Origin of the sequence: Shinella sp. G-2 (assembly GCF_050172695.1) — a bacterium.
Classification (GTDB): Bacteria; Pseudomonadota; Alphaproteobacteria; order Rhizobiales; family Rhizobiaceae; genus Shinella.
In genome coordinates this window covers 271,847-293,755 of the sequence record NZ_JBBEYH010000001.1, presented here as the reverse complement: position 1 = coordinate 293,755, position 21,909 = coordinate 271,847, and the positions used below count along the sequence as shown (strand labels likewise).

Sequence of the window (21,909 nt, the reverse complement as noted above, 5' to 3'; positions counted from 1 at the left end):
AGGATCAGGCCGTTGCGCGGCCCAGAAATTCCTTGACCTCGTAACCTGGCATGAAGTTACCGAGGCGTTTGATTTCCCATTGCAGCATGATGCCGGAATGCTCCAGCACGCGGCTGCGCACGGTCTCGCCGAGATATTCCAGCTCGTAGCCGGTCGCCTGCCCGGTATTGATCATGAAGTTGCAGTGCATGGGCGACATCTGCGCGCCGCCGATCATCACGCCGCGGCAGCCCGCCTCGTCGATCAGCTTCCAGGCCGAGTGCCCTTCCGGATTCTTGAAGGTCGAGCCGCCGGTCTTCTCGCGGATCGGCTGCACGGTCTCGCGATGCTGGCGCACGGCGTCCATCTTCCCGCGAATCTCTTCCTTGTCGCCCGCCTGTCCCTGGAACACGGCATGGGTGAAGATGAGGTCCTTGGAGGCGGTGGAATGGCGGTAGCTGTAGCCCATGTCCGCATTGCTGAGCACGTGCTGGTTGCCCTTGCGGTCGACGGCGTGGACTTCCAGGACAAGATCCTTCGTCTCACCGCCATTGGCGCCGGCATTCATGCGCAGCGCACCGCCGATGGAGCCGGGAATGCCGTAGTAGAATTCGAAGCCGGCGATGCCGTGATCCAGCGCCATGGCGGCGATGTTCTTGTCCGGGCAGATGGCCCCGGCCTTGATGCGGTTGTCGCCGGCCAGCTCGACATCGCCGAAGCCCTTGGCCGAAAGGCGGATGACGATGCCGGGAATGCCGCCATCGCGCACCAGAAGGTTCGAGCCGACGCCCGTCACCGTCAGCGGCACCTCTTCCGGCACCAGCTTCAGGAAGGTCACGAGGTCGTCGACATCGTGCGGGTGGAACATCAGCTCGGCAAGGCCGCCGGCGCGGAACCACGTCACGCGGTCCATCGGCGCATCCGGCGTCAGGCGGCCGCGGACCTCCTTGATGCCCTCGCCCAACGACGCCAGAAGTTTTGCCCCATCAACCGTCTTCATGCCACCTGTCCCGAAATGCCTGTCAATTCGCCGGGCAGCGCCTGCGCCCAATGCGTGATGCTGCCGGCCCCCAAGAGAACCACGAAATCGCCGGGTTTTGCAATGCCGGCGACAATCCCCGCCAGCGCTTCCGGCGAAGAGAGGAACCGGGCGTCGCGATGGCCGCCGGACTTGATGCGGGAAACAAGTTCCTCGGCGCTCACCCCGTCGATGGCATCCTCGCCGGCCGCGTAGATCGGCGCGATCAGGATCGTGTCGGCATCGTTGAAGCAGCCGGCGAACTCTTCGAAGAGGCTCGCGACGCGGCTGTAGCGGTGCGGCTGGTGCACGGCGATGATTCGGCCCGCGCAGGCTTCGCGCGCCGCACGCAGCACGGCCTTGATCTCGACGGGATGGTGGCCGTAGTCGTCATAGACGTTCACGCCGTTCCAGCTACCGGTCAGCGTGAAGCGGCGCTTGACGCCGCCGAAGCTCGCCAGTCCCTTGGCAATCGCTTCCGGCGCGATGCCGAGGCGCTGGGCGACGGCGATGGCGGCGGTCGCGTTGGACACGTTGTGGCGGCCCGGCATCGGCAAACGCAGGTCCTTCAGCGAAATCACCTGGCCGGTACGGCGGCGGCGGATTTCCACGTCGAAGACGGATGTCGCGCCGTCCATGCGGATATTGCCGAAGCGCACGTCCGCCTGCGGATTCTCGCCATAGGTGATGACCTTGCGGTCCTCGATGCGGCTGACCATGGCCTGCACCTCGGGATGGTCGAGGCACATGACGCCGAAGCCGTAGAAGGGCACGTTCTCGACGAACTGGCGGAAGGCCGCGCGCACGGCGTCGAAGCTGCCGTAATGGTCGAGGTGTTCCGGATCGATATTGGTGACGATGGCGACATCGGCGGGCAGCTTCAGGAAGGTGCCGTCCGACTCGTCGGCCTCCACCACCATCCACTCGCCCTCGCCCATGCGGGCATTGGTGCCATAGGCATTGATGATGCCGCCGTTGATGACCGTCGGGTCGAGCCCGCCGGCATCGAGCAGCGTGGCGACCATCGAGGTCGTCGTCGTCTTGCCGTGTGTGCCGCCGATGGCGATGGCATTGCGGAAGCGCATCAGCTCGGCGAGCATTTCGGCGCGGCGGACCACCGGCAGCAGCTTTTCGCGCGCCGCGATCAGTTCCGGATTGTTCTTCTTGATGGCGGTCGAAACGACCACCACTTCGGCATCGCCGAGATTTTCCGCCTTGTGGCCGACGAAGACCTCGATGCCCTTGTCGCGCAGGCGCTGCACGTTTGCGCTGTCCGCCTGGTCGGAACCCTGCACGCGGTGGCCGAGATTGTGCAGCACTTCGGCAATGCCGCTCATGCCGATGCCGCCAATGCCGATGAAATGAACGAGCCCTATGCTCTGCGGCATCTTCATGGCCGTTCTCCCTTGAATTGTGCGATCGTCTTGCCGCCCGCAATAGCCTCAACCATGGAGGCTAGCAAGCGCGCGGCATCCGGTTTGCCCGCCTTTCTGGCGTTTGCGGCCATGGTCGCCATGCCCGCGGGATCGTGCATCGCCTTGGAAACGATGCTGGCGAGCCGCTCCGTCGAAAGCTCCGACTGCGCGATCACCTTCGCCCCGCCGCCGGAGGCGAGCGCGGCGGCATTGGCCGCCTGGTCGTGATCGAGCGCATAGGGATAGGGCACGAGAATGGCCGGCCGGCCGATGACCGACACTTCCGACACCGTGGAGGCGCCGGACCGGCTGATGATGAGATGCGCGTGGCCGATGCGCGCGGCCATGTCCGTGAAGAAGGGAGAAACGTCAGCGGGGATGCCGAGATCGGCATAGCTGCGCACCACCTCGTCGCGATCTTCCGGTCGTGCCTGCTGGGTGATCTTCAGCCGTGCGCGGTCCTGCGGCTCGAGGGCCGCGATCGCCGAAGGAATGGCCTTGGAAAAGAACTGCGCGCCCTGGCTGCCGCCGAAGACGACGAGGCGGAATTCGCCGTCTGCCGACGCCTCATAGGCAAGGGTTGCGGCGTCGAGAACCGCGGGGCGCACGGGATTGCCCGTCGTCACGGTCTTTTGCGCATATTGCCCGCCCGTTTCGGGCAGGAAACCGCCGGCGATTGCCTTAACGCGGGCGGCGAGCGCCTTGTTGGCGCGGCCCATGACGGCGTTCTGCTCGTGGATCATCGAGGGGATGCCCATGCCGGTGGCGGCGATGAGCGGCGGCACGGTGGGGTAGCCGCCGAAACCGACGACGACCTTCGGCCGCAGGCGCGCCATCAGCTTGCGCGCCACGCGAATGCCCTTCCAGAGCGTGAAGAGCGATCTGGCGACGCTGATCGGGTTCTTCGACCCGATGGTCGCGGACGGCACGACATGGATCTCGTCAGCCGGGAACTTGCCGGCAAAGCGCTCGGCGCGGCTGTCGGTGACGAGATGCACCGACCAGCCGCCGGCCTTCAGCTCATGGGCCAGCGCCTCTGCGGGAAAGAGATGGCCGCCGGTACCCCCGGCGGCGAGAAGAACGATGCCTTTGTTCATGCAAAACCCTTATTCAGCGGGCGCCACGATACCGCCGCGGAAGAGGCTGCGCTCGGAAGCGCGCTTTTCCGGCCGGTGGCGGGTCAGCGCCAGGATGAAGCCGGCCGTCACGCAGATCGCGATCATCGACGAGCCGCCATAGGAGATCAGCGGCAGCGTCATGCCCTTGGCCGGCAGCAGCTCAAGGTTCACGCCGATATTGATCATGGACTGCGTGCCCATCTGCAGCACGAGGCCGGCGACGGCGAAGCGCGTGAAATCGTTGCGCTCCTTGAAGGCATGGTTGAGGCCGCGCATCACCACGAAGGCGAAGATCATGACGATGACCATGCAGAAGATGATGCCGAACTCTTCGGCGGCGACCGAGAAGATGAAGTCGGTGTGGCTGTCGGGAATGATCCGCTTGACCGTGCCCTCGCCCGGGCCCTGGCCGAACCAGTCGCCGCGAATGATCGCCTCGCGCGCGGTATCCATCTGGAACGTGTCGCCCTCGCCGGTCCAGAACTTGTCGATACGCGCCGCCACGTGGGGAAGGAACGTATAGGCCGTCAGCAGGCCGCCGACAGCCGCACCGCCGAGAATGATGATCCACAGCCACGGCATGCCGGCCATGAAGAACATGCCGCCCCAGACGGCGGCGGTCAGGATGGTCTGGCCAAGGTCCGGTTGGGCGACGAGCAGCGCCGCGACGATGCCGAAAAGGATGATGGCGAAGAGGTTGCCGGGGATTTCCGGCTGGCGGGCATGTTCGGCGAAGAGCCAGGCGCAGATGACGACGAAAGCCGGCTTCATGAATTCCGACGGCTGGATGGAGAAGCTGCCGATGGAAATCCAGCGGCGCGAGCCCTTGACCTCAACGCCGAAGAACAGCGCCAGCACCATGGCCGCCAGCGAAACGACGAGAAGGATCATCGCCGCGCGCCGCACCTGCCGCGGCGACATGAAGGAGATGCCGAACATCACCGCAATGGCCGGCAGGAGGAACACCGCGTGGCGCTTGACGAAGTGGAAGCTGTCGAGCCCGAGCCGCTCGGCGACCGCCGGGCTGGCAGCGAAGGACAGCATGAAACCGAGGCCCATCAGAAGGATGAAGGCCGCGAGGAAGAACCGGTCTATCGTCCAGAACCAGTCCGCCAATGCACCACGTTCGGCACGACTAACCATGTCTCTTTCCCCTGTTTCAGATCAATTCCGTCTGCAGCCGCCGCACGCGTCCGCCGGAATTGCATGCGTTCAAACCGCGACCAGCATCGACACGCCGGGCAATGCCGCGACGTGTTTCACGAAGGCATCGCCACGGACTTCAAAGTTCTTGTACTGGTCGAAGCTTGCGCAAGCCGGGGAGAGCAGAACCGCAACGGAACCGCCGTCCCGCTCCGCATCCGCCGCCGCATCCTGCACCGCCCGTTCCAGCGTGCCGGACATGTCGTGCGGCACCGCGCCGCCGAGCGTCTCGGCAAAGGCCGCCGCCGCCTCGCCGATGAGATAGGCTTTGGCGATCTTCGGGAAGAAGCTGCCGAGGGAGGCGATGCCTCCCTCTTTCGGCACGCCGCCGGCAATCCAGTAGATGCGCTCGAAGCTCGACAGGGCGGGCGCTGCCGCATCGGCATTCGTCGCCTTGGAATCGTTGACGAAGAGCGTTTCGCCCTTGCGCCCGACCGGCTGCATGCGGTGCTTGAGACCGGGGAAGGAGGCAAGCCCGGCGCGGATCTCGTCCTCGCCGACGCCCACCGCCAGGCAGGCGGCGACGGCGGCCGCGGCGTTCTGGGCATTGTGGCTGCCGCGCAGTGTCTGGATCGGCGCAAGATCGGCGATCTGCCGCGTGGCCCCGCTTTGCGCCAGGATCAGGCGCGCGCCCTCGGCATAGATGCCATCGGCCAGAACGTTGCGCTTGGAAATGCGCACGACCTTCGTGCCGGCCCGCTCCAAGCGGTCGGCGATGATTTCGCAGAACGTGTCGTCGACGCCGACGATCGCGGTCTTGCTGCCGGCGACCAGCCGTTCCTTGACGTCGGCATAGTGCTGCATCGAGCCGTGACGGTCGAGATGGTCGGGCGTCAGATTGAGCAGGATGCCGGCGGAGGGGTTCAGCGAAGGCGCGAGGTCGATCTGGTAGGACGAGCACTCGACGACGTAGAACCGGCCGGCCTTGGGCGGGTCCAGCGTCAGCACGGCCGTGCCGATATTGCCGCCGAGCTGCGTGTCGCGGCCGCTCGCTTTCAGGATATGGGCGATGAGCGCCGTGGTGGTGGATTTGCCGTTCGTGCCGGTGATGGCGACGAAGGGGCAATCGGGCGCATGTGTCCGGCGCTCGCGCACGAACAGCTCGACGTCGCCTACGATCTCTACACCTGCGGCGCGCGCAAGCTCGGCGCTCCAGTGCGGCTTGGGATGGGTCAGCGGCACGCCCGGCGACAGCACCAGCGCATCGATGGTCTTCCAGTCGAGATTGCGCAGGTCCCCGGTCCGGATGCCGGCCGTAGACGCGTTCTCGACGCTTGCCGGGCTGTCATCCCAGGCGGTGACGTCGGCGCCGCCCGCGGCAAGCGCCAGCGCCGTCGCAAGGCCGGAGCCGCCGAGCCCGAAGAGCGCGACGGCCTTGCCTTTGAAGGTGGTGACCGGGATCATCGGAGCCTTACCGCAGCTTGAGAGTGGAAAGGCCGACCAGCGCCAGAACGACGGCGATGATCCAGAAGCGGATGACGACCTGGCTTTCCGTCCAGCCCTTCTTTTCGAAGTGGTGGTGGATCGGTGCCATCAGGAAGACGCGCTTGCCGGTGAGCTTGAACGAGGCGACCTGAATGATGACCGACAGGGTCTCCATGACGAAGAGACCGCCGATGATCGCCATGACGATCTCGTGCTTGGTGGCGACCGCGACCGTGCCGATCAGGCCGCCGAGGGCCAGCGAACCGGTGTCGCCCATGAAGATGGCGGCCGGCGGCGCGTTGAACCACAGGAAGCCGAGGCCCGCGCCGATGACGGCGCCGAGCACGACGGCAAGCTCGCCGGTGCCGGGCACGAAATGGATCTGCAGATAGTTGGAAAACACCGCGTTACCGGCGAGATAGGCGATGACGCCGAAGGAGGCGGCCGAGATCATGACGGGAACGGTGGCGAGGCCGTCGAGACCGTCGGTCAGGTTCACCGCATTGCCGGCCGCGACGATGACGAAGCCGCCGAAGAGCACGAAGAAGATGCCGAGGTTGATCAGCAGGTCCTTGGCAAAGGGGAAGGCGATGGAGGAGCCGAAGGTGGAGCCCGCGGCGCCGGCCGAAAGCGAGGCCCGCATCATGAAATAGGTCGCAGCGCCCGCGATGATGAATTCGAGGCCGAGGCGCGCCTTGCCGGAAAAGCCCTTGTCGGTCTGCTTGGTGACCTTCAGGTAGTCGTCATAGAAGCCGATGGCGCCGAAGCCGAGCGTGACGAGCAGCGTCGCGACCACATAGACGTTGGAAAGGTCGGCCCACAGGAGCGCGCTGCCGACGATGCCGGCGAGGATCATCAGGCCGCCCATGGTCGGGGTGCCGGCCTTCTTGAAATGGGTCTGCGGCCCGTCGGCGCGGATCGGCTGGCCCTTGCCCTGGCGAATGCGCAGCGAGGAGATGATCATCGGCCCGAACAGGAAGACGATCGTTGCCGAGGTGAACAGCGCAGCGCCGGTCCGGAAGGTAATGTAGCGGAACAGGTTGAACACCTGAACGGTGTCAGCCAGCTCGACGAGCCAAAGCAGCATTGTCACCCTTTCCCCAAAGGTTCCCCGAAGCGTCCCCGGTGTGACCGACCGGAGATGGGAAGCAAATCACATAAAAGATAAGGTCCGGCGGACGTCTGCCCGGCCGAACCTCCCTCAATTCTCGCGTTCCCTCTCGGGGAGCGCCGGATATTTGTCAAGCAGGGCCGCCACGATGCGGCTGAATCCCGTGCCCTTCGACGATTTGACGACCAGGACGTCGCCCGGCCGCACCGCGGCAAGCGCATGGGCGGCAAGCTGGTCGGCCGTCTCGCGATATTCCGTCTCGATGCCCTCGGGCAGCGCGTCGCGCAGCGCCGCCATGTCGGGGCCGCCGAGCCAGACCGTGCCGATACCGGCATTGACGAGCGGTTCGGCAAGCCCGGCATGCACGGCCGGCGAATGTTCGCCCATTTCCAGCATGTCGCCAAGCACGGCGATGCGCCGGCCATCGTCCTGCGGCGCGGCATCGCGCAACAGCGCGATCGCGGCCCGCATCGAGGCGGGATTGGCGTTGTAGCTCTCGTCGATCAGCGTGAACCAGCCACCGTCCTTGGCAAGGCGGTAACGCCGGCCGCGACCCTTCTCGGCCTGCATGGTGGCAAGGCCGGCCATGGCCTTCTCGATGTCGCCGCCGGCAAGATGCACGGCGCCGAGCACCGCCACGGCATTTTCGGCTATGTGCCGGCCGGGCGCGCCCATCGGCACTTCCAGCGTCTGCCCGCCGACCGAGGCGCGCAACAGGCTGCCCTCGCCGCCGCTGACGAAATCGAGCAGGCGGAATTCGGATTTCGAATCGGCGCCGAAGCTGTGGATATGGGTGACGCCGGCGGCCTTGGCCGCCTTTTCGAGAAAGGCGAACTGCTCGTTGTCGCGGTTGAGCACCGCGTGGCCGCCCGGCACGACGCCGTCGAAGATTTCCGCCTTCGCGGCAGCGATCTCCTCGAGGTCACGGAAATTGCCGAGATGGGCCGGGGCGATCGTGGTGATCATGGCGACATGCGGGCGCACCATGCCGACCAGCGGGCGGATCTCGTTGGCATGGTTCATGCCGATCTCGAAGATGCCGTAGTCGGTGGTCTCCGGCATGCGCGCCAGCGTCAGCGGCACGCCCCAATGGTTGTTGAAGGAGGCGACCGAGGCATGCACGCTGCCGGAGGGCGACAGCGCCTGGCGCAGCATCTCCTTGGTCGTCGTCTTGCCGACAGAACCGGTGACGGCGATGATGCGGGCGGCCGTGCGGTCGCGCGCCGCGCAGCCGAGATCGACCAGCGCCTGCAGCACGTCCGGCACGACGATCATCGGCGTGACGAGCCGTCCGAGCGCCGGCAGCTTGCCTTCGCTGACGACGAGCAGTCCTGCGCCGTTGGCGACGGCGAAGCTTGCGAAATCATGGCCATCGACGCGGTCGCCCTTGATGGCGAAGAAGGCTTCGCCGGGCGTGATGGCCCGGCTGTCGATGGAAATGCCGGTCACACCCTCGGGCAGGTTGCCGATGGGGCGGCCATGCATGGCCGCGATGAGATCAGCGCTGTTCCAGAGCCATTTCACCGGTCGAGTTCCTCCAGGGCCTTGCGCAGTTCGGCATGGTCGGAGAAGGGCAGCGTGGCCGCACCGACGGTCTGGCCTTCCTCATGCCCCTTGCCGGCGACGATCAGCGTGTCGCCCGACTGCAGCATCTCCACGGCGCTGCGGATCGCCGCCGCGCGGTCGCCGATCTCGGTCGCGCCCTTGGCGGCGGCCATGATCTCGGAACGGATGACGGCAGGAACTTCGGAGCGCGGATTGTCGTCGGTCACGATCACCACGTCCGCAAGACGGGTGGCGATCTCGCCCATGATCGGCCGCTTGCCCTTGTCGCGGTCGCCGCCGCAGCCGAAGACCACGATGACGCGGCCCGTCGTGAAGGGGCGCACCGAGGTCAGCACGTTTTCCAGCGCGTCGGGCTTGTGCGCATAGTCGACATAGGCGAGCGCGCCGTTCCTGGCATGGCCGACCAGTTCGAGACGGCCAGCGGCGCCGATGAGCTTTTCCAGCGCCGCCATGGCGACGGCGGCGGGAACGCCCGTCGAGATGGCAAGGCCGGCCGCGACCAGCGCATTGGCCACCTGGAAATCGCCGGCGAGCGGAATGTGCACCTCGAAGATCTCGTCGCCGATATGGATTTCGGCGGTCTGTTTGTGGCGGAAGTGCTCGACGCGCTTCAGCGCCAGGAAGTCGCCCTTGCGACCGACCGTGCGCACGTCGAGCCCGGCTTTGCGCGCCGCGTCGATGGCGACGCCCGACCATTCGTCATCGGCATAGATGACGGCCGGCGCGCCCTTTGCGAGCAGCGTATCGAAGAGCCGCATCTTGGAGGCCATGTAGTGCTCCACCGTCGGGTGGTAGTCCATATGGTCGCGGCCGAGATTGGTGAAGGCGGCGGCGGCGAGCCTGACGCCGTCGAGGCGCGACTGGTCGAGGCCGTGGCTGGAAGCTTCCATCGCCGCATGGGTGACGCCGGCATCGGCAAGCTCGGCGAGCAGCGCGTGCAGGGAAACCGGATCGGGTGTCGTCAGCGAGCCGTAGTCGTTGCGGCCGGGGGCGACGACGCCGGTCGTGCCGATCATCGCGGCCGCATGGCCGGCATGCGCCCAGATCTGGCGCGTGAAGGAGGCGACGGAGGTCTTGCCGGCGGTGCCCGTGACAGCGACCATGGTTTCCGGCTGGCGGCCGTGGAAGCGCGCGGCGGCAAGCGCCAGGAAACGGCGCGGTTCGGCGACGGCGACGACCGGAGCCGACGCTTCGACAGGCGTGCCTGCGGCAACGACGACGGCGGCGGCGCCGCGGGAAAGCGCATCGGCGATGAAGGCGCTGCCATTGGCCTTGGTGCCCGAGACGGCGACGAAGAGATCGCCCGGCTTGACCGTCCGGCTGTCGCTCGTGATGCCGCTGACGTCGAGGGAGGCTACGGCGCTCGAGAGTTCGATTTCGGGTCCGGCAAGGTCACTGATCTTCATTGTCCGCTCTATGTGCTTTCTGTGGGCGCCGTTTCGCTTCCGAATCGGCGTCCCGTCTTCTCCGTTCAATAAGACACAAGCATGGCAGACCCGTCCTCACCGAATTTCGGCTTTACACCGAGAAGCGCGGCGGAGCGGCGGATGATCTCGCCCACCATCGGCGCGGCGTTGAGGCCGGCGGTGCGTCCACCGCCCTCGCCCGTCTGCGGCGCGTCGATGAAGGTCAGCACGACATATTTCGGATCGTCGATCGGGAAGCCGGACAGGAAGGCGTTGAAGTTCTGCGTGTTGGAGTAACGCCCGCCGACCACCTTGTTGGCGGTGCCCGTCTTGCCGCCGACATTGAAGCCGGGCACGAGCGAACGCCGGCCGGAGCCGTCGTTTGCGTTGAGCTTGAAGAGGTAGCGCATGCTGTCGACCGTCGAGGGGCCGATGACGACCTTGGCGATCTCGTCGGCCTCTTCCTTCGTGCGCGGCAGGAAGGTGGGATTGATGAGCTTGCCGCCGTTGATGAGCGCCGCGCCCGCCACCGCCGTCTGCAGCGGGGTGGTGGAAACGCCGTGGCCGAAGGAGATGGTGATCGAGTTGATCTTCTTCCATTCGCGCGGCTGGCTCGGGGTCTTCACCTCGGGCAGTTCGGTGTCCATGCGGGTGAGCAGGCCGAGACGCGTCAGGAACTCCTTGTGCCCCTCGATGCCGACGACGTCGGCCATCTTGGCCGTACCGATGTTCGAGGAATACTGGAAGATTTCCGGCACGGTCAGCACGCGATGCTTGCCGTGGAAGTCCTTGATGGTGAAGCCGCCGATGCGGATGGGCGCGCGGGCGTCGAAGCTGTCGGTCAGCTTCACCTTGCCCGAATCGAGCGCCATCGCCGTCGTGAAGCTCTTGAAGGTCGAGCCCATCTCGAACGTGCCGTTCGACATGCGGTTCATCCAGCCTTCCTTGGCCCCTTCCGCCGGCTTGTTCGGGTCGTAGTCGGGATAGGAGGCCATGGCGAGGACTTCGCCGGTATGCACGTCGAGCACGACGGCGCCGGCGGCGATCGCCTTGTATTTCTCCATGCCTTCCTTGACGACTTCGCGCACGATGGCCTGGACGCGCAGGTCGATGGACAGGCGCACCGGCTCCAGCTTGGCGTCGCTCGTCATGCCGATGGCGGCAAGGTCGGCAAGGCCCTGGCTGTCGATGTAGCGCTCCATGCCGGCAATGCCGCGGTTGTCGATATTGACGTGGCCGACGATGTGCGAGGCGGTGGCGCCGCCCGGATAGAAGCGGCGCTTTTCCGGCCGGAAGCCGACGCCGGGAATGCCGAGCGCCAGGATGCGGCTCTGCTGCTTCGGGGTAAGCTGGCGCTTGAGCCACTGGAAGCGGGATTTGGAGGTGAGCTTGCGATAGGTGCCGCGACGGTCGAGGTCGGGCATCACGGTCGCCAGCATTTCCACGGCCTCGTCCGCGTCGACGATCTTGTGCGGCTCGGCATAGAGCGAGACGGTTCGGATGTCTGTGGCGAGGATTTCGCCGTTGCGGTCGACGATGTCGGGGCGCGAGGCCATCAGGTGGTCGGCCGGGCCGATGGAGGAGACGGTTTCCGGCGAAGCCATGCCGTATTGCACGAGGCGGCCGCCGATGACGGCATAGACCATGCCGAAGCAGCAGATGATGACGGCGACGCGGCTGCGGGCCTGCGAACCGGTGCGCTTGCGCGTGCCTTCGAAGGACTGCCCGCCATTGCCGCCGGTCCGGGTGTTGTTGTTGCCGCCGGCGCTGAAATGCGCCTTGCTCTTCAGGTCCATGATGCGGGAGAGGAACGACATCAGTTGGCCACCGATCCGGTTTGGATTGCGTCCGTGCCCGAGGCCTTCTTCTTGTTCTTCTTGGCGCCGTCGGCCACCTTCTCGTCCTTGGCCGGCTCCAGCGCCGGCAGTTCGTCTGTGCGCATCGGCAGTTCGTTCGGCTGCGCGAGCTGGGTCGATTCGGTCGGCACGAGCTTCAGGTCGGCCTCGAAGGTCTTCACGAGACGGTTCAGACGGTTCGGCTGGGTCAGCAGCGCCCAGTCGGCCTTGAGAAGGTCGATCGTGTCTTCCTCCAGCTTGATCTCGGCATCGAGCTTGCGAACCTCTTCGAGCTTGTTCTCGGCCTGGTGCTTGATCGAATAGGTGACGGTGGCTGCTGCGGTCATGACGGCGATCATCACGACATCAAGGGTACGGAACATCACTCAGCTTCCCATCTTCTCGATGCTGGCAAGGTTTGGCAGGTTGAAAATGGACAGATCATCCGTCCCGGCAGGGGCGCTGGTGCGCTCGCCTGCCCTCAGCTTCGCGGATCGGGCGCGCGGATTGACCGCGCTCTCCTCGTCGCTGGCAGCCACCATAGGGCGCCCGACTGGTGCGAAGGTTGCGGCTTTGTCGTGAACTTCCGGCAGATGGCGCGATCCGGCGGCCTTGCCGGAACGATCCTGGAAGAATTTCTTGACGATGCGGTCTTCCAGCGAATGGAAGGAAACGATGACGAGGCGGCCGCCGGGTTTCAGCGCGCGCTCGGCGGCGATCAGCGCTTCGGCCAGTTCCCCGAGTTCGTCGTTGACGAAAACGCGCAGCGCCTGGAAGACGCGCGTCGCCGGATGGATCTTGTCCTTGGCCTTGCGCGGCGTCGTCAGCTCGATGAGGTTGGCGAGCTGGCGGGTCGTCGTGAAGGGCTCCTTCTCGCGGGCCTTCTCGATGGCGCGCGCGATGCGGCCGGCCTGCTTCTCCTCGCCGAGGAAGCCGAAGATGCGGATGAGGTCGGAAACCTTGGCGCGATTGACGACATCGGCCGCCGAGACGCCGGAGGCCGACATGCGCATGTCGAGCGGGCCGTTCTTCTGGAAGGAAAAACCGCGATCGGCTTCATCGATCTGCATGGAGGAGACGCCGATATCGAGCACGACGCCGTCGAGCCCGCCTGCGGGCGCATGCGCGGCGAGATCGGAGAAGCGGGAATGGATGAGGGAAAGCCGGCCGCCGGAGGCCTTGACCAGTTCCTGCCCGCCGGCAATGGCCGTCGGGTCGCGGTCGAGACCGATCACGTCGGCACCGGCCGCAAGGATGGCCGACGTATAGCCGCCTGCGCCGAACGTGCCGTCGAGGATGACCTGGCCGGGCTTCGGCGCGAGCGCTTCGAGGACTTCGGAGAGAAGAACCGGAATGTGACGGACCGGTCCGCCATCGGCATCAGAAAAACCTCCGCCAAGATCCGCCGCCATTCCGATTCTCCGTCTTACTCCGAGCCCAGACCTCGCGTTCTGAACTCTTCCCGGGCAGCCGCCTGCGTGGCTAGAAATGTCTGCGGCGCCCAGAGCTGAAAATGATCCGCCCGACCGACAAAGGTCACGTCCGTCGTGATGCCCGTGAAGTCCCGGATGAAATCCGTGACCGGCAGGCGCCCCTCCGAATCGAGCTTCATGAAGACGCCGCCCCCGTGAATGAGGAGCGACATCCGGTTGGCTTTCGGCGAAAACACGTCCTCGCTGGCGATCTGGCGCTCGAAACGATCGAGCAGATCCAGCCCGCCGACGCTGATCGCCGGAAACAGGAAATCCTGGAAGCAATATAGTTCCCGGATGTCGCGCTGCGCGAGCACGGAACGGAACGCCGAAGGAACGGAAACCCTCCCCTTGGCATCGACCCTGTTCGTCGCATTCGACAGGAACCGGTTCATGACGCGATACAGCCGCTTCCAAACCCGGAGCGCTGTGCATCCACCCCGGCATGACCAACATTACGACACGCACACGAACCTGCCCCGATGCTACGCGGATGCGTCGCACCGTCCCCGGACGGTTTGCCTCAAAGCTTTGCGATGAACGGACGCTCATGCGTCCTTGTGCAGTGTGATTTTGGGATACCATGGGACCATATGGGCGTCAATGGGAAGAGACCTCGTTCCCCGTACTTAGACCGTCAAACGTTTATAAGGCGTTAAGTTTAACAAAAGGTTAGGAAGCCCCTGCCAACGCCTTGTATTTGCAGGCGGCAAAACACGGCGCGCGCGTTTGCCAACCCATGACAAGGCATGCGCGAACTCCAAGGAATTCAGCGCATTAGCAGATCGTAAAAAAATCGTCTCGGAAGGGAGATTTTTGCCAGTTGGCCTGTAAGCCGGGTTCTGTATGGCTCCGGCCGAAACCGGAACGTGGCAGCCATTCATCTGGGACCGGACTTGCGCCCGGCCTCTTGCAACCCACCCGGATGACCGGCCCGGAAACGGGCTGGACCGCTTGCGCGGCCCGCGTCATCCCTATTCGGTTTTGCTCCCGGTGGGGTTTACCTTGCCGTCCATGTCGCCATGGCCGCGGTGGGCTCTTACCCCACCCTTTCACCCTTACCTTCCGAGGAAGGCGGTTTGCTTTCTGTGGCACTTTCCCTGGGGTCGCCCCCGCCGGACGTTATCCGGCACCGTGTTTCCGTGGAGCCCGGACTTTCCTCACCCTGCGGCCTTTCGACCCTTGCAAGGCGCGGCTGCCCGGCCAACTGGCAGGGGCTGACTAGCCCATGCCGAACAGAAAGGCCAGAGCCTCAGCGGAAATGAACGGCGAAATCCGTCGTGTAATCCGGTTCGTCCATTCGCCCGCGAATCACGAGGTCGGCGCCGATGCGGCCGATCTCGTCCGAACTCTTCGCCGCCGCCCCGTTGCCGCCGGTCAGGAGCGCGATGCGCTCGCCAGCTACGAAACCGGCATAGGGATAGCCGTGGGTGGTATAGGTCGTGACGCAGGGCGCGGAGAGGAGGCGCACCGGCGCGAGGTCCGGGATAGACCGGGCCAGCAGGCGCCTGAGATGGGTGATTGCCTCCGGCCGCCCTTCCCCGCGGAACCAGTCGCCGATCGCCCGCTCGTCCTCGATCATCACATCTATCGGGTCGCCGCCGATCTTGAGATAGGTCTTGCCGTCGGGATAGAGGATGGGCGGCAGGAAATAGAAATGATCGGCCGGCCCCGCGCTTTCGTCGATCCAGGACGGCATGCCGCGATAGGCCTCCGCCTGCCCCGGCGACAGCTCAGCCAGCACCACCGTGCGCGCCTTGACGACCAACGCAGGCATGCGCGGCAGCAGCCCCGGCGCCCGAGAAAAACCGCCCGTCGCCACCAGCACGCGGCCGCCCGTGAGCGAACCGCCGCCCTTCAGCGCCACCGAAGCCCGGTCGCCGGCCTCCGTCACGGAAACCACGTCGTCGAGCAGGCAGATGCCGCCCGCCTTTTCGAAGCAGGCGACCTGCGCCGCCACGAGCCTGCGCGGATCGACATAGCCTGCACCCGTCTGCTCGAAGACACCGGAGGAGGCCTCCGGCAGATCGAACCAAGGGAAGCGCACCCGTAACGCGGACCGGTCGAGCAAGGGTGCCTCCAGCCCATAACGCTCGGCGACGGCCACCACCGCATTGACGAAATCGCCGCCGGCGGGGCCGCTGATCAGGCAGCCGACCTCGCCATAGAAACCGATGCCGCTCTCCGCCTCGATCTCCCGGTAGCGGGCGATGGAGCGCCGGGCGAGCAATGCCCAGTCGGGGTCCTGATCGATGGTGCGGGTAATGCGGCCGCTGTCGTAGTGGCTGGAGAACACGCCGTCATGCGTCTGCCAGTCTGCCGGTTCGCCCCGGCCGACGAGCGCCACGGTGGCGCCCGTTCTGGCAAGATGCCGCGCGGCGGCCGCGCCCATCATGCCCCTGCCCACCACGACGAAATCGAAATGCCGAACCATGCTGCGCCCTCACCTTCCGGCATGGCATAGCATGGCCGCGGGCCGATTCCAGCCCGCGAAGGAGGTGCGGCGGCTCAGTCGATGTAGCTCTGCACCTTGCCGCAATAGCGCTTGGAGACCGGGTTCATACGCTTGGCGCCATGGCCGGCATTGTACTTCAGGATGGTGCCGCAGGTCGTGCCGCCGCCAAGCTCATGGGCCATGGCGAGATACTTCATGCCGAACTTGATGTTCGTCTCGGGGTCGTAGAGCCCCTTGCTGCTGCCGCGGTAGCCCATCATGCGCGCCGTCGCCGGCTTGATCTGCATGAGGCCGATTTCGCCGGCGCTGCCGCGGGCCCGCGGGTTGAAATTGCTCTCGACGCGCACGACGGCATGGGCGAGATCGACCGGAACGCCATAGGCCTTCGCATAGGTCTGGATCATGCCGGAATAGCTCGCGGTCTTCAGTTCCGCGGTCAGCGGGTTGTCGGCCTTCGGATAGCCGGTCGTGCTCTTGAAGGTCTTCAGCTTGCCGACGACAACGCCGTTCTTGCTGGAAACGGTCTTGCGCTTACCCCGCTTGCCCGAGGTCTTGCGGGTCTTTTCCTTGCCTTCGACCTTTTCTTTCTGGGCATTCTGGGCGTTCGGAAACAGCGTCCGGGCGCTCCAGGTCCGGTCATCGCCGGGGCTTGCATGCGCCATGCCGGCTGAAAAAACAGACACGGAAAGGCAGGCCGCGCTGATGGCAGCAAGAAGTCTTCTCATCTAGTTGTCGTCTCCAAAAGGCGCAAAGGCAGAGCCTCGGCCCGCGGCAGTCCAAGCCGCGCACCCTGCGCTAACGTCTCGATCCTGTTGATTGCGATCAGGCCCTGATCGCATGTTGCGCTGCAACGAACGCAGCCTGAAAGAACATGTCCAATCGGGTCAGGATGTGGCGAACCGGTAAACTTCTGTTACAGGCTGTAATATTCTAATGAACGCATAGGCTGTCAGGCCGCCAGGCGCGGCAGCGCGGTGAGCAGGCGATGGAGCGTATCGATAGTCGAAAAATCGGCGATGCCATCCACCCGTTCCGGTCGAAAATGCCGCTGGAAAGCGTCGACCGCACCGTGTGTTTTTCCCGAATAAACCCCATCGATATCAACATCATAGCCGTAGAGCGACAGCATGGTCTGCAGCGCCTCCACCGGCTGGCCGGCATCCCCCTGCTGGAAGAAGCGCCCGCCAGCGATCGGCGACGGCTCGACCCAGTGCCCGACACCGGCCGCATGCAGGCGTCCCCAGGGGAATTTTTCACCCGGATCGACCTTGCGCACGGGGGCCACATCGCTGTGTGCCAGCACCCTCTCGGGGGCAATTCCCCACCTTCCGCCACAATCGAGACACAGTTCGATGACCGCCGCGATCTGCGCATCGGGAAAATCCGGCAGGCCGCCGGGATGGCCAGGATTGGCGATTTCGACGCCGATGGAGGCCGAATTGATGTCGACCTCGCCCTTCCAGAAGCTCTTTCCGGCATGCCAGGCACGGTTCGCCTCGCTGACGAGCTGCTCGACGCGGCCGTCCTCGTGCACGAAGTAATGACAGGAGACCTGGCTTTCGGGCGCGCGAAGCCACTTCAGCGCGCCGTCCGCCGTTGCCATGCCGGTATAATGCAGGAGGATGATATCGGGCCTGCGTCCACCCGCCCGCTCGCCGAAGTTCGGCGACGGCGCGGCGGTCGCGCCGGCATAGTCACATGTGAATGCGCTCATGCAGCGCAGCGTTCCTTCTCGATCGCCTCATAGGCAGCGTTGAGCGCGGCCATGCGGTCGTTCGCAATCTGATGGAACTCGGCCGGCACGCCACGCGCCACCAACCTATCAGGATGGTTCTCCGAGGCAAGCACCCGATAGCGCTTGCGGATCTCGGCGAAGTCGTCGCTGGGCTTCACGCCGAGCACTTTGTAGGGATCGCGGCCGCTGATATGGACATGGCGCGCGGTGATCTGCTCGAAGCGCTCGTCCGCCATGCCGAAGATTTCCGCGACGCGGCCGAGGAAGGCCATTTCCTTCTCGTGGATCAGGCCATCGGCCTTGGCGATGTGGAACAGGCCGTCGACGATGTCCTCGAGGATCGGGCAATTCTTCTCGCAGGAGACGCAAAGCGCCTTCATCTTCTCCGCATAGGCCTCGTAACCCGAGACGTCCTGGCGCGCGAGGTTATAGAGCCGGGCGACATTGGCCGCCTGGTTGTCGGGATATTTGAAGATGTCCTTGAAGGCATCGACCTCGGCGGTCGTGACGATGCCGTCCGCCTTCGCCATCTTGGCGGAAAGCGCGATCATCGCGACGGAGAAGGCGACTTGCCGGCGGGTTTCCGGGTCGCCTTCGAAGAGCGTCCGCACGGCCTCGACCACGCCGGACAGCACGTTGCTGGCGGCATCCGAGACCATGCCGACGAGGCGATCCCACACGGCACTGATGAAGCAACTGGGCGAATTCTGGAACATAAGGTGATCTTGATCAGACAATTGCAGGGAAAGCAAGGCGGGAAACGTCAGGATGACAAAATTTTGATGTCCCTCAATAAGTGGATGCATCCGATTTTCTGGCGGCGGGATTTTTGCCTGTGGAGCATAAAAGACAATCCGTCACAGAGCGCGGATAAGTTCGCCGCGCCGTTTCCCTTCTGGGGATTCTGCGCTAGAGAACGCCCACCCATCGAGACGTGCTGAAGCCGAGGAGGAATTATGGCCAAGCAGAAAGTCGCAATGCTGACCGCCGGCGGGCTCGCGCCCTGTCTGTCGTCCGCCGTCGGAGGCCTCATCGAACGCTACAGCGACGTCGCGCCCGAGATCGAGCTCGTCGCCTATCGCTCGGGCTATCAGGGCCTCCTGCTTGCCGACCGGATCGAAATCACCAAGGACATGCGCGAGAAGGCGCCCCTCCTCCATCGCTATGGCGGCTCGCCCATCGGCAACAGCCGCGTGAAGCTGACCAATGCCGCCGACTGCGTGAAGCGCGGCCTCGTCAAGGAAGGCGAGAACCCGCTGCGCGTGGCGGCCGAGCGCCTCGCCAAGGACGGCATCACCATCCTGCACACCATCGGCGGCGACGACACCAACACGACGGCGGCCGACCTTGCCGCCTATCTCGGCGCCAATGGCTACAACCTCACCGTCGTCGGCCTGCCGAAGACCGTCGACAACGACGTCGTGCCGATCCGCCAGTCGCTCGGCGCCTGGACGGCCGCCGAAGTCGGCGCCGGCTTCTTCGACCATGTCAGCAACGAGCAGAGCGCCGCGCCGCGCACCCTCGTCGTGCATGAGGTGATGGGCCGTCATTGCGGCTGGCTCACCGCCGCGACGGCCCGCGCCTATATCCAGAAGACCAGCGGCAACGACTATGTCGACGGCTTCATGATGAACAAGCAGTTGAAGAACATCGACGGTCTCTACCTGCCGGAGCTGGACTTCAATCTGGAAGCGGAAGCCGAGCGCCTGCGCGCCGTCATGGATCGGGCCGGCTTCGTCACGCTGTTCGTCTCGGAAGGCGCCTGCCTCGACGCCATCGTCGCTGAACGCGAAGCCTCCGGCGAAACCGTCAAGCGCGATGCCTTCGGCCATGTGAAGATCGACACGATCAATGTCGGCAACTGGTTCTCCAAGCAGTTCGCCGCCCTCCTCGGTGCCGAGCGCGCCATGGTGCAGAAATCCGGTTATTACGCCCGCTCCGCGCCGGCCAACCGCGACGACCTGCGCCTCATCCAGAGCATGACCGACCTTGCCGTCGAAAGCGCGCTGAACAAGGTTTCGGGCGTGACCGGCCATGACGAAGGCCAGGGCGGCAAGCTGCGCACCATCGAATTCCCGCGCATCAAGGGCGGCAAGCACTTCGACACGTCGGCCAAGTGGTTCGGCGAGGTGATGGACACGATCGGCCAGAAGTGGAAGCCGGTGGCATAAACCCGCTTGACGGTAAAGATAAGCAATGGCTTGCTCCCCGGATCGCACTCGATCCGGGGAGTTTTTTATGTCCTTCGACCATTGGCTCGCCTTCGCCGCCGCCTCCGCCATCATGCTCGCCATCCCCGGCCCGACGATCCTTCTCGTCATCTCCTATGCGCTCGGCCACGGAAGGCGCACGGCGGGCGCCACGGTCGCCGGCGTGGCGCTCGGCGATTTCACCGCCATGACCGCCTCCATGCTCGGCCTCGGCGCGCTGCTCGCGACCTCGGCCGCCATCTTCACCGTGCTGAAATGGGTGGGCGCGGCCTATCTCGTCTGGCTCGGCATCAAGCTCTGGCGCGCGCCCGTCACGGTGGGCACGGAGGGCGCGGCTCCGGCGGAGGAAAAACCCTTCCGCATCTTCGCCCACGCCTATGTCGTGACGGCGCTCAACCCCAAGAGCATCGTCTTCTTCGTGGCCTTCCTGCCGCAGTTCCTCGACCTCTCGCAGCCCATGCTGCCGCAGATGGCGATCTTCGAGATCACCTTCCTGACGCTCGCCACCCTCAATGCCTTTTCCTACGCCCTCCTCGCCTCCGCCGCGCGCAAGACCATCCGCAAGCCCTCGGTACAGAAGGTCGTCAACCGCACCGGTGGCACGCTGCTGATCGGCGCCGGATTGCTGACGGCGGGCCTCAAACGGGCGGCGGCATGAGACATGGCGAAGCCTGCGGGTTGCCGCTTTGCCCCTGATCGGCTATGAGCGGGGCACGGCCACGGCCGGTTGATTTGCAAAAGCGGGGGCGTTTCGGCGCCTCTGAACCCCGGCAAACCGAGAGCGACGACCATGGCTGATACATCCGTTCCCCGTCCGGCACGCATTGCCGCGCTTGCCTGTGCAGGCCTTCTTGCAACGCTTGCCGGCTGCGCCAGCGTGGCAGAAGACGCAACGACGGCCAGGACGGTGACGCCAGCGACCACGCCCATGACGGCAACGACGGACATCGCCGCCGCCGATGGCGCGACGACCGAAGTCGCCTATGCGGCCCTGCCGGTCGCCAAGCCCGGCACGGAGAACACCGCGCTCGCACTGCCGACGCCGATTGCCGTCGCGAGCGACGCCGGCGCCGCCGTTCCGGTCTCCGCTCTTGCGGAAGCCAAGGCCGTGACGGGTGCTGCCGCCGCCACCGCCGCGCTTGCCGGCAATACGGGCGCCGCGGTGAACCCGGTCGCCGAAATGCCGCAGACCTACGACACCGTCATCGGCGTCTCCGTCATGGAGCCGGGCTTCGACACCGGCGAGCCGGAAGGCCTCGAACAGCTCGTCGCCACCCACAAGATCGTGCCGATGGCAAAGCCCGCCATGATCAGCAACGCCGTCCTGACCACCGAGACACGTCTTGTCGTGCCGCAGGCCGACCAGCCGTTTAAGAAATCCGGCACGCCGATCGATGCACTGATCACCAAATATGCCGCCCTCTACGGCATTCCGGAATCGCTGCTGCATCGCGTCGTGAAGCGGGAAAGCACCTACAATCCGCGGGCCTTCAACCGCGGCCACTACGGTCTCATGCAGATCAAGTATTCAACGGCCAAGAGCATGGGCTACGAAGGCCCGGCCGAAGGCCTGTTCGACGCCGAGACGAACATCAAATATGCCGGCAAGTATCTGCGCGGCGCATGGATGGTCGCCGACGACAAGAACGACGGCGCGGTGCGCCTCTATGCGGCCGGCTATTACTACCACGCCAAGCGCAAGGGCCTGCTGGACGAGACCGGGCTGCGCTAGCAGCATGTCAGGTTCAGATTGAACCAGACAAGCTCTAAATTCTTTTGTTTTCGTTTGTCTTTTCGGGAAAACCGGTTCCCACATTTCCCTGACAAACTCTAGCATTTCCAGCCGAAGCGGGATCGCTTCGGCGTCGGACAATGCGGTAAAACAAAAAGCGAGAGCATTTTCAGTGAACCGGCGCGCTGGATGCCGTTGCCGGTCAGCGCCCTCGGAATCTCGCAGGGCA

Annotated in this window: 19 protein-coding genes and 1 other RNA gene; 3 read left to right on the top strand and 17 right to left on the bottom strand. The window is 65.1% G+C overall.

Annotation, left to right across the window (positions count from 1 at the left end):
• Positions 1-4: 4 nt before the first annotated feature.
• The 17 genes from murB to V8U06_RS01395 all read right to left on the bottom strand — a co-directional run bounded on the left by murB (position 5) and on the right by V8U06_RS01395 (position 18,454).
• The gene (gene murB, locus V8U06_RS01475) at positions 5-979 is read right to left on the bottom strand and encodes a UDP-N-acetylmuramate dehydrogenase (protein ID WP_427139207.1); all 975 of its coding nucleotides are present in this window, start codon (positions 977-979) and stop codon (positions 5-7) included.
• Positions 976-2,391, bottom strand: a complete 1,416-nt coding sequence (gene murC, locus V8U06_RS01470) for a UDP-N-acetylmuramate--L-alanine ligase (RefSeq protein WP_427139206.1) — start codon at positions 2,389-2,391, stop codon at positions 976-978. Before murC ends, murB begins: the two co-directional genes overlap by 4 nt.
• Positions 2,388-3,509: an undecaprenyldiphospho-muramoylpentapeptide beta-N-acetylglucosaminyltransferase gene (murG, locus tag V8U06_RS01465; protein WP_427139205.1), complete on the bottom strand. Its 1,122-nt coding sequence runs from the start codon at positions 3,507-3,509 to the stop codon at positions 2,388-2,390. The genes murC and murG overlap by 4 nt, the downstream gene beginning before the upstream one ends.
• A gap of 9 nt (positions 3,510-3,518) precedes the next feature.
• Positions 3,519-4,673 (bottom strand): putative lipid II flippase FtsW, encoded by a 1,155-nt coding sequence (gene ftsW, locus V8U06_RS01460; RefSeq protein ID WP_427139204.1) that lies wholly within the window; start codon positions 4,671-4,673, stop codon positions 3,519-3,521.
• A gap of 69 nt (positions 4,674-4,742) precedes the next feature.
• Complete coding sequence (gene murD / locus V8U06_RS01455; protein WP_427139203.1) at positions 4,743-6,137, bottom strand: UDP-N-acetylmuramoyl-L-alanine--D-glutamate ligase; 1,395 nt, start codon at positions 6,135-6,137, stop codon at positions 4,743-4,745.
• 7 nt (positions 6,138-6,144) lie between these two features.
• Entirely contained in the window at positions 6,145-7,245 is a 1,101-nt protein-coding gene (gene mraY / locus V8U06_RS01450; RefSeq protein ID WP_226918507.1) for a phospho-N-acetylmuramoyl-pentapeptide-transferase, read from the bottom strand.
• 114 nt (positions 7,246-7,359) lie between these two features.
• Positions 7,360-8,793 (bottom strand): UDP-N-acetylmuramoylalanyl-D-glutamyl-2,6-diaminopimelate--D-alanyl-D-alanine ligase, encoded by a 1,434-nt coding sequence (locus V8U06_RS01445; protein WP_427139202.1) that lies wholly within the window; start codon positions 8,791-8,793, stop codon positions 7,360-7,362.
• On the bottom strand, positions 8,790-10,241 hold the full coding sequence (locus V8U06_RS01440; RefSeq protein ID WP_427139201.1) for a UDP-N-acetylmuramoyl-L-alanyl-D-glutamate--2,6-diaminopimelate ligase: 1,452 nt from the start codon (positions 10,239-10,241) through the stop codon (positions 8,790-8,792). The genes V8U06_RS01445 and V8U06_RS01440 overlap by 4 nt, the downstream gene beginning before the upstream one ends.
• A 65-nt stretch (positions 10,242-10,306) precedes the next feature.
• The gene (locus tag V8U06_RS01435; protein WP_427139200.1) at positions 10,307-12,058 is read right to left on the bottom strand and encodes a peptidoglycan D,D-transpeptidase FtsI family protein; all 1,752 of its coding nucleotides are present in this window, start codon (positions 12,056-12,058) and stop codon (positions 10,307-10,309) included.
• A complete protein-coding gene (ftsL, locus tag V8U06_RS01430; RefSeq protein WP_226918503.1) occupies positions 12,058-12,459 on the bottom strand; it encodes a cell division protein FtsL in 402 nt (133 codons plus the stop codon). The genes V8U06_RS01435 and ftsL overlap by 1 nt, the downstream gene beginning before the upstream one ends.
• 3 nt (positions 12,460-12,462) lie before the next feature.
• Positions 12,463-13,488, bottom strand: coding sequence for a 16S rRNA (cytosine(1402)-N(4))-methyltransferase RsmH (rsmH, locus tag V8U06_RS01425; RefSeq protein WP_226918502.1), 1,026 nt, complete (start codon positions 13,486-13,488; stop codon positions 12,463-12,465).
• Between the two features lie 14 nt (positions 13,489-13,502).
• Positions 13,503-13,943: a division/cell wall cluster transcriptional repressor MraZ gene (gene mraZ, locus V8U06_RS01420; protein ID WP_427139199.1), complete on the bottom strand. Its 441-nt coding sequence runs from the start codon at positions 13,941-13,943 to the stop codon at positions 13,503-13,505.
• Positions 13,944-14,363: 420 nt separating this feature from the next.
• An RNA gene (gene rnpB, locus V8U06_RS01415) (RNase P RNA component class A) lies at positions 14,364-14,759 on the bottom strand.
• A gap of 41 nt (positions 14,760-14,800) precedes the next feature.
• Positions 14,801-15,982, bottom strand: coding sequence for an NAD(P)/FAD-dependent oxidoreductase (locus tag V8U06_RS01410; RefSeq protein ID WP_427139198.1), 1,182 nt, complete (start codon positions 15,980-15,982; stop codon positions 14,801-14,803).
• 74 nt (positions 15,983-16,056) lie between these two features.
• Positions 16,057-16,728, bottom strand: a complete 672-nt coding sequence (locus V8U06_RS01405) for a lytic transglycosylase domain-containing protein (protein ID WP_427139197.1) — start codon at positions 16,726-16,728, stop codon at positions 16,057-16,059.
• Positions 16,729-16,952: 224 nt separating this feature from the next.
• Complete coding sequence (locus V8U06_RS01400; RefSeq protein ID WP_427139196.1) at positions 16,953-17,717, bottom strand: N-acetylmuramoyl-L-alanine amidase; 765 nt, start codon at positions 17,715-17,717, stop codon at positions 16,953-16,955.
• On the bottom strand, positions 17,714-18,454 hold the full coding sequence (locus V8U06_RS01395) for a TerB family tellurite resistance protein (RefSeq protein WP_226918497.1): 741 nt from the start codon (positions 18,452-18,454) through the stop codon (positions 17,714-17,716). Before V8U06_RS01395 ends, V8U06_RS01400 begins: the two co-directional genes overlap by 4 nt.
• 240 nt (positions 18,455-18,694) lie before the next feature.
• On the opposite strand from V8U06_RS01395, the gene V8U06_RS01390 reads away from it, so the two are divergent.
• The 3 genes from V8U06_RS01390 (at position 18,695) to V8U06_RS01380 (ending at position 21,680) form a co-directional block, all read left to right on the top strand.
• A complete protein-coding gene (locus V8U06_RS01390; protein WP_427139195.1) occupies positions 18,695-19,909 on the top strand; it encodes a pyrophosphate--fructose-6-phosphate 1-phosphotransferase in 1,215 nt (404 codons plus the stop codon).
• Between the two features lie 67 nt (positions 19,910-19,976).
• Complete coding sequence (locus V8U06_RS01385; RefSeq protein WP_427139194.1) at positions 19,977-20,606, top strand: LysE family translocator; 630 nt, start codon at positions 19,977-19,979, stop codon at positions 20,604-20,606.
• Between the two features lie 132 nt (positions 20,607-20,738).
• Positions 20,739-21,680 carry a transglycosylase SLT domain-containing protein gene (locus V8U06_RS01380; protein WP_427139193.1) on the top strand — a complete coding sequence of 314 codons (942 nt, stop codon included), beginning with the start codon at positions 20,739-20,741 and terminating at the stop codon, positions 21,678-21,680.
• The last annotated feature ends 229 nt before the right edge of the window (positions 21,681-21,909 follow it).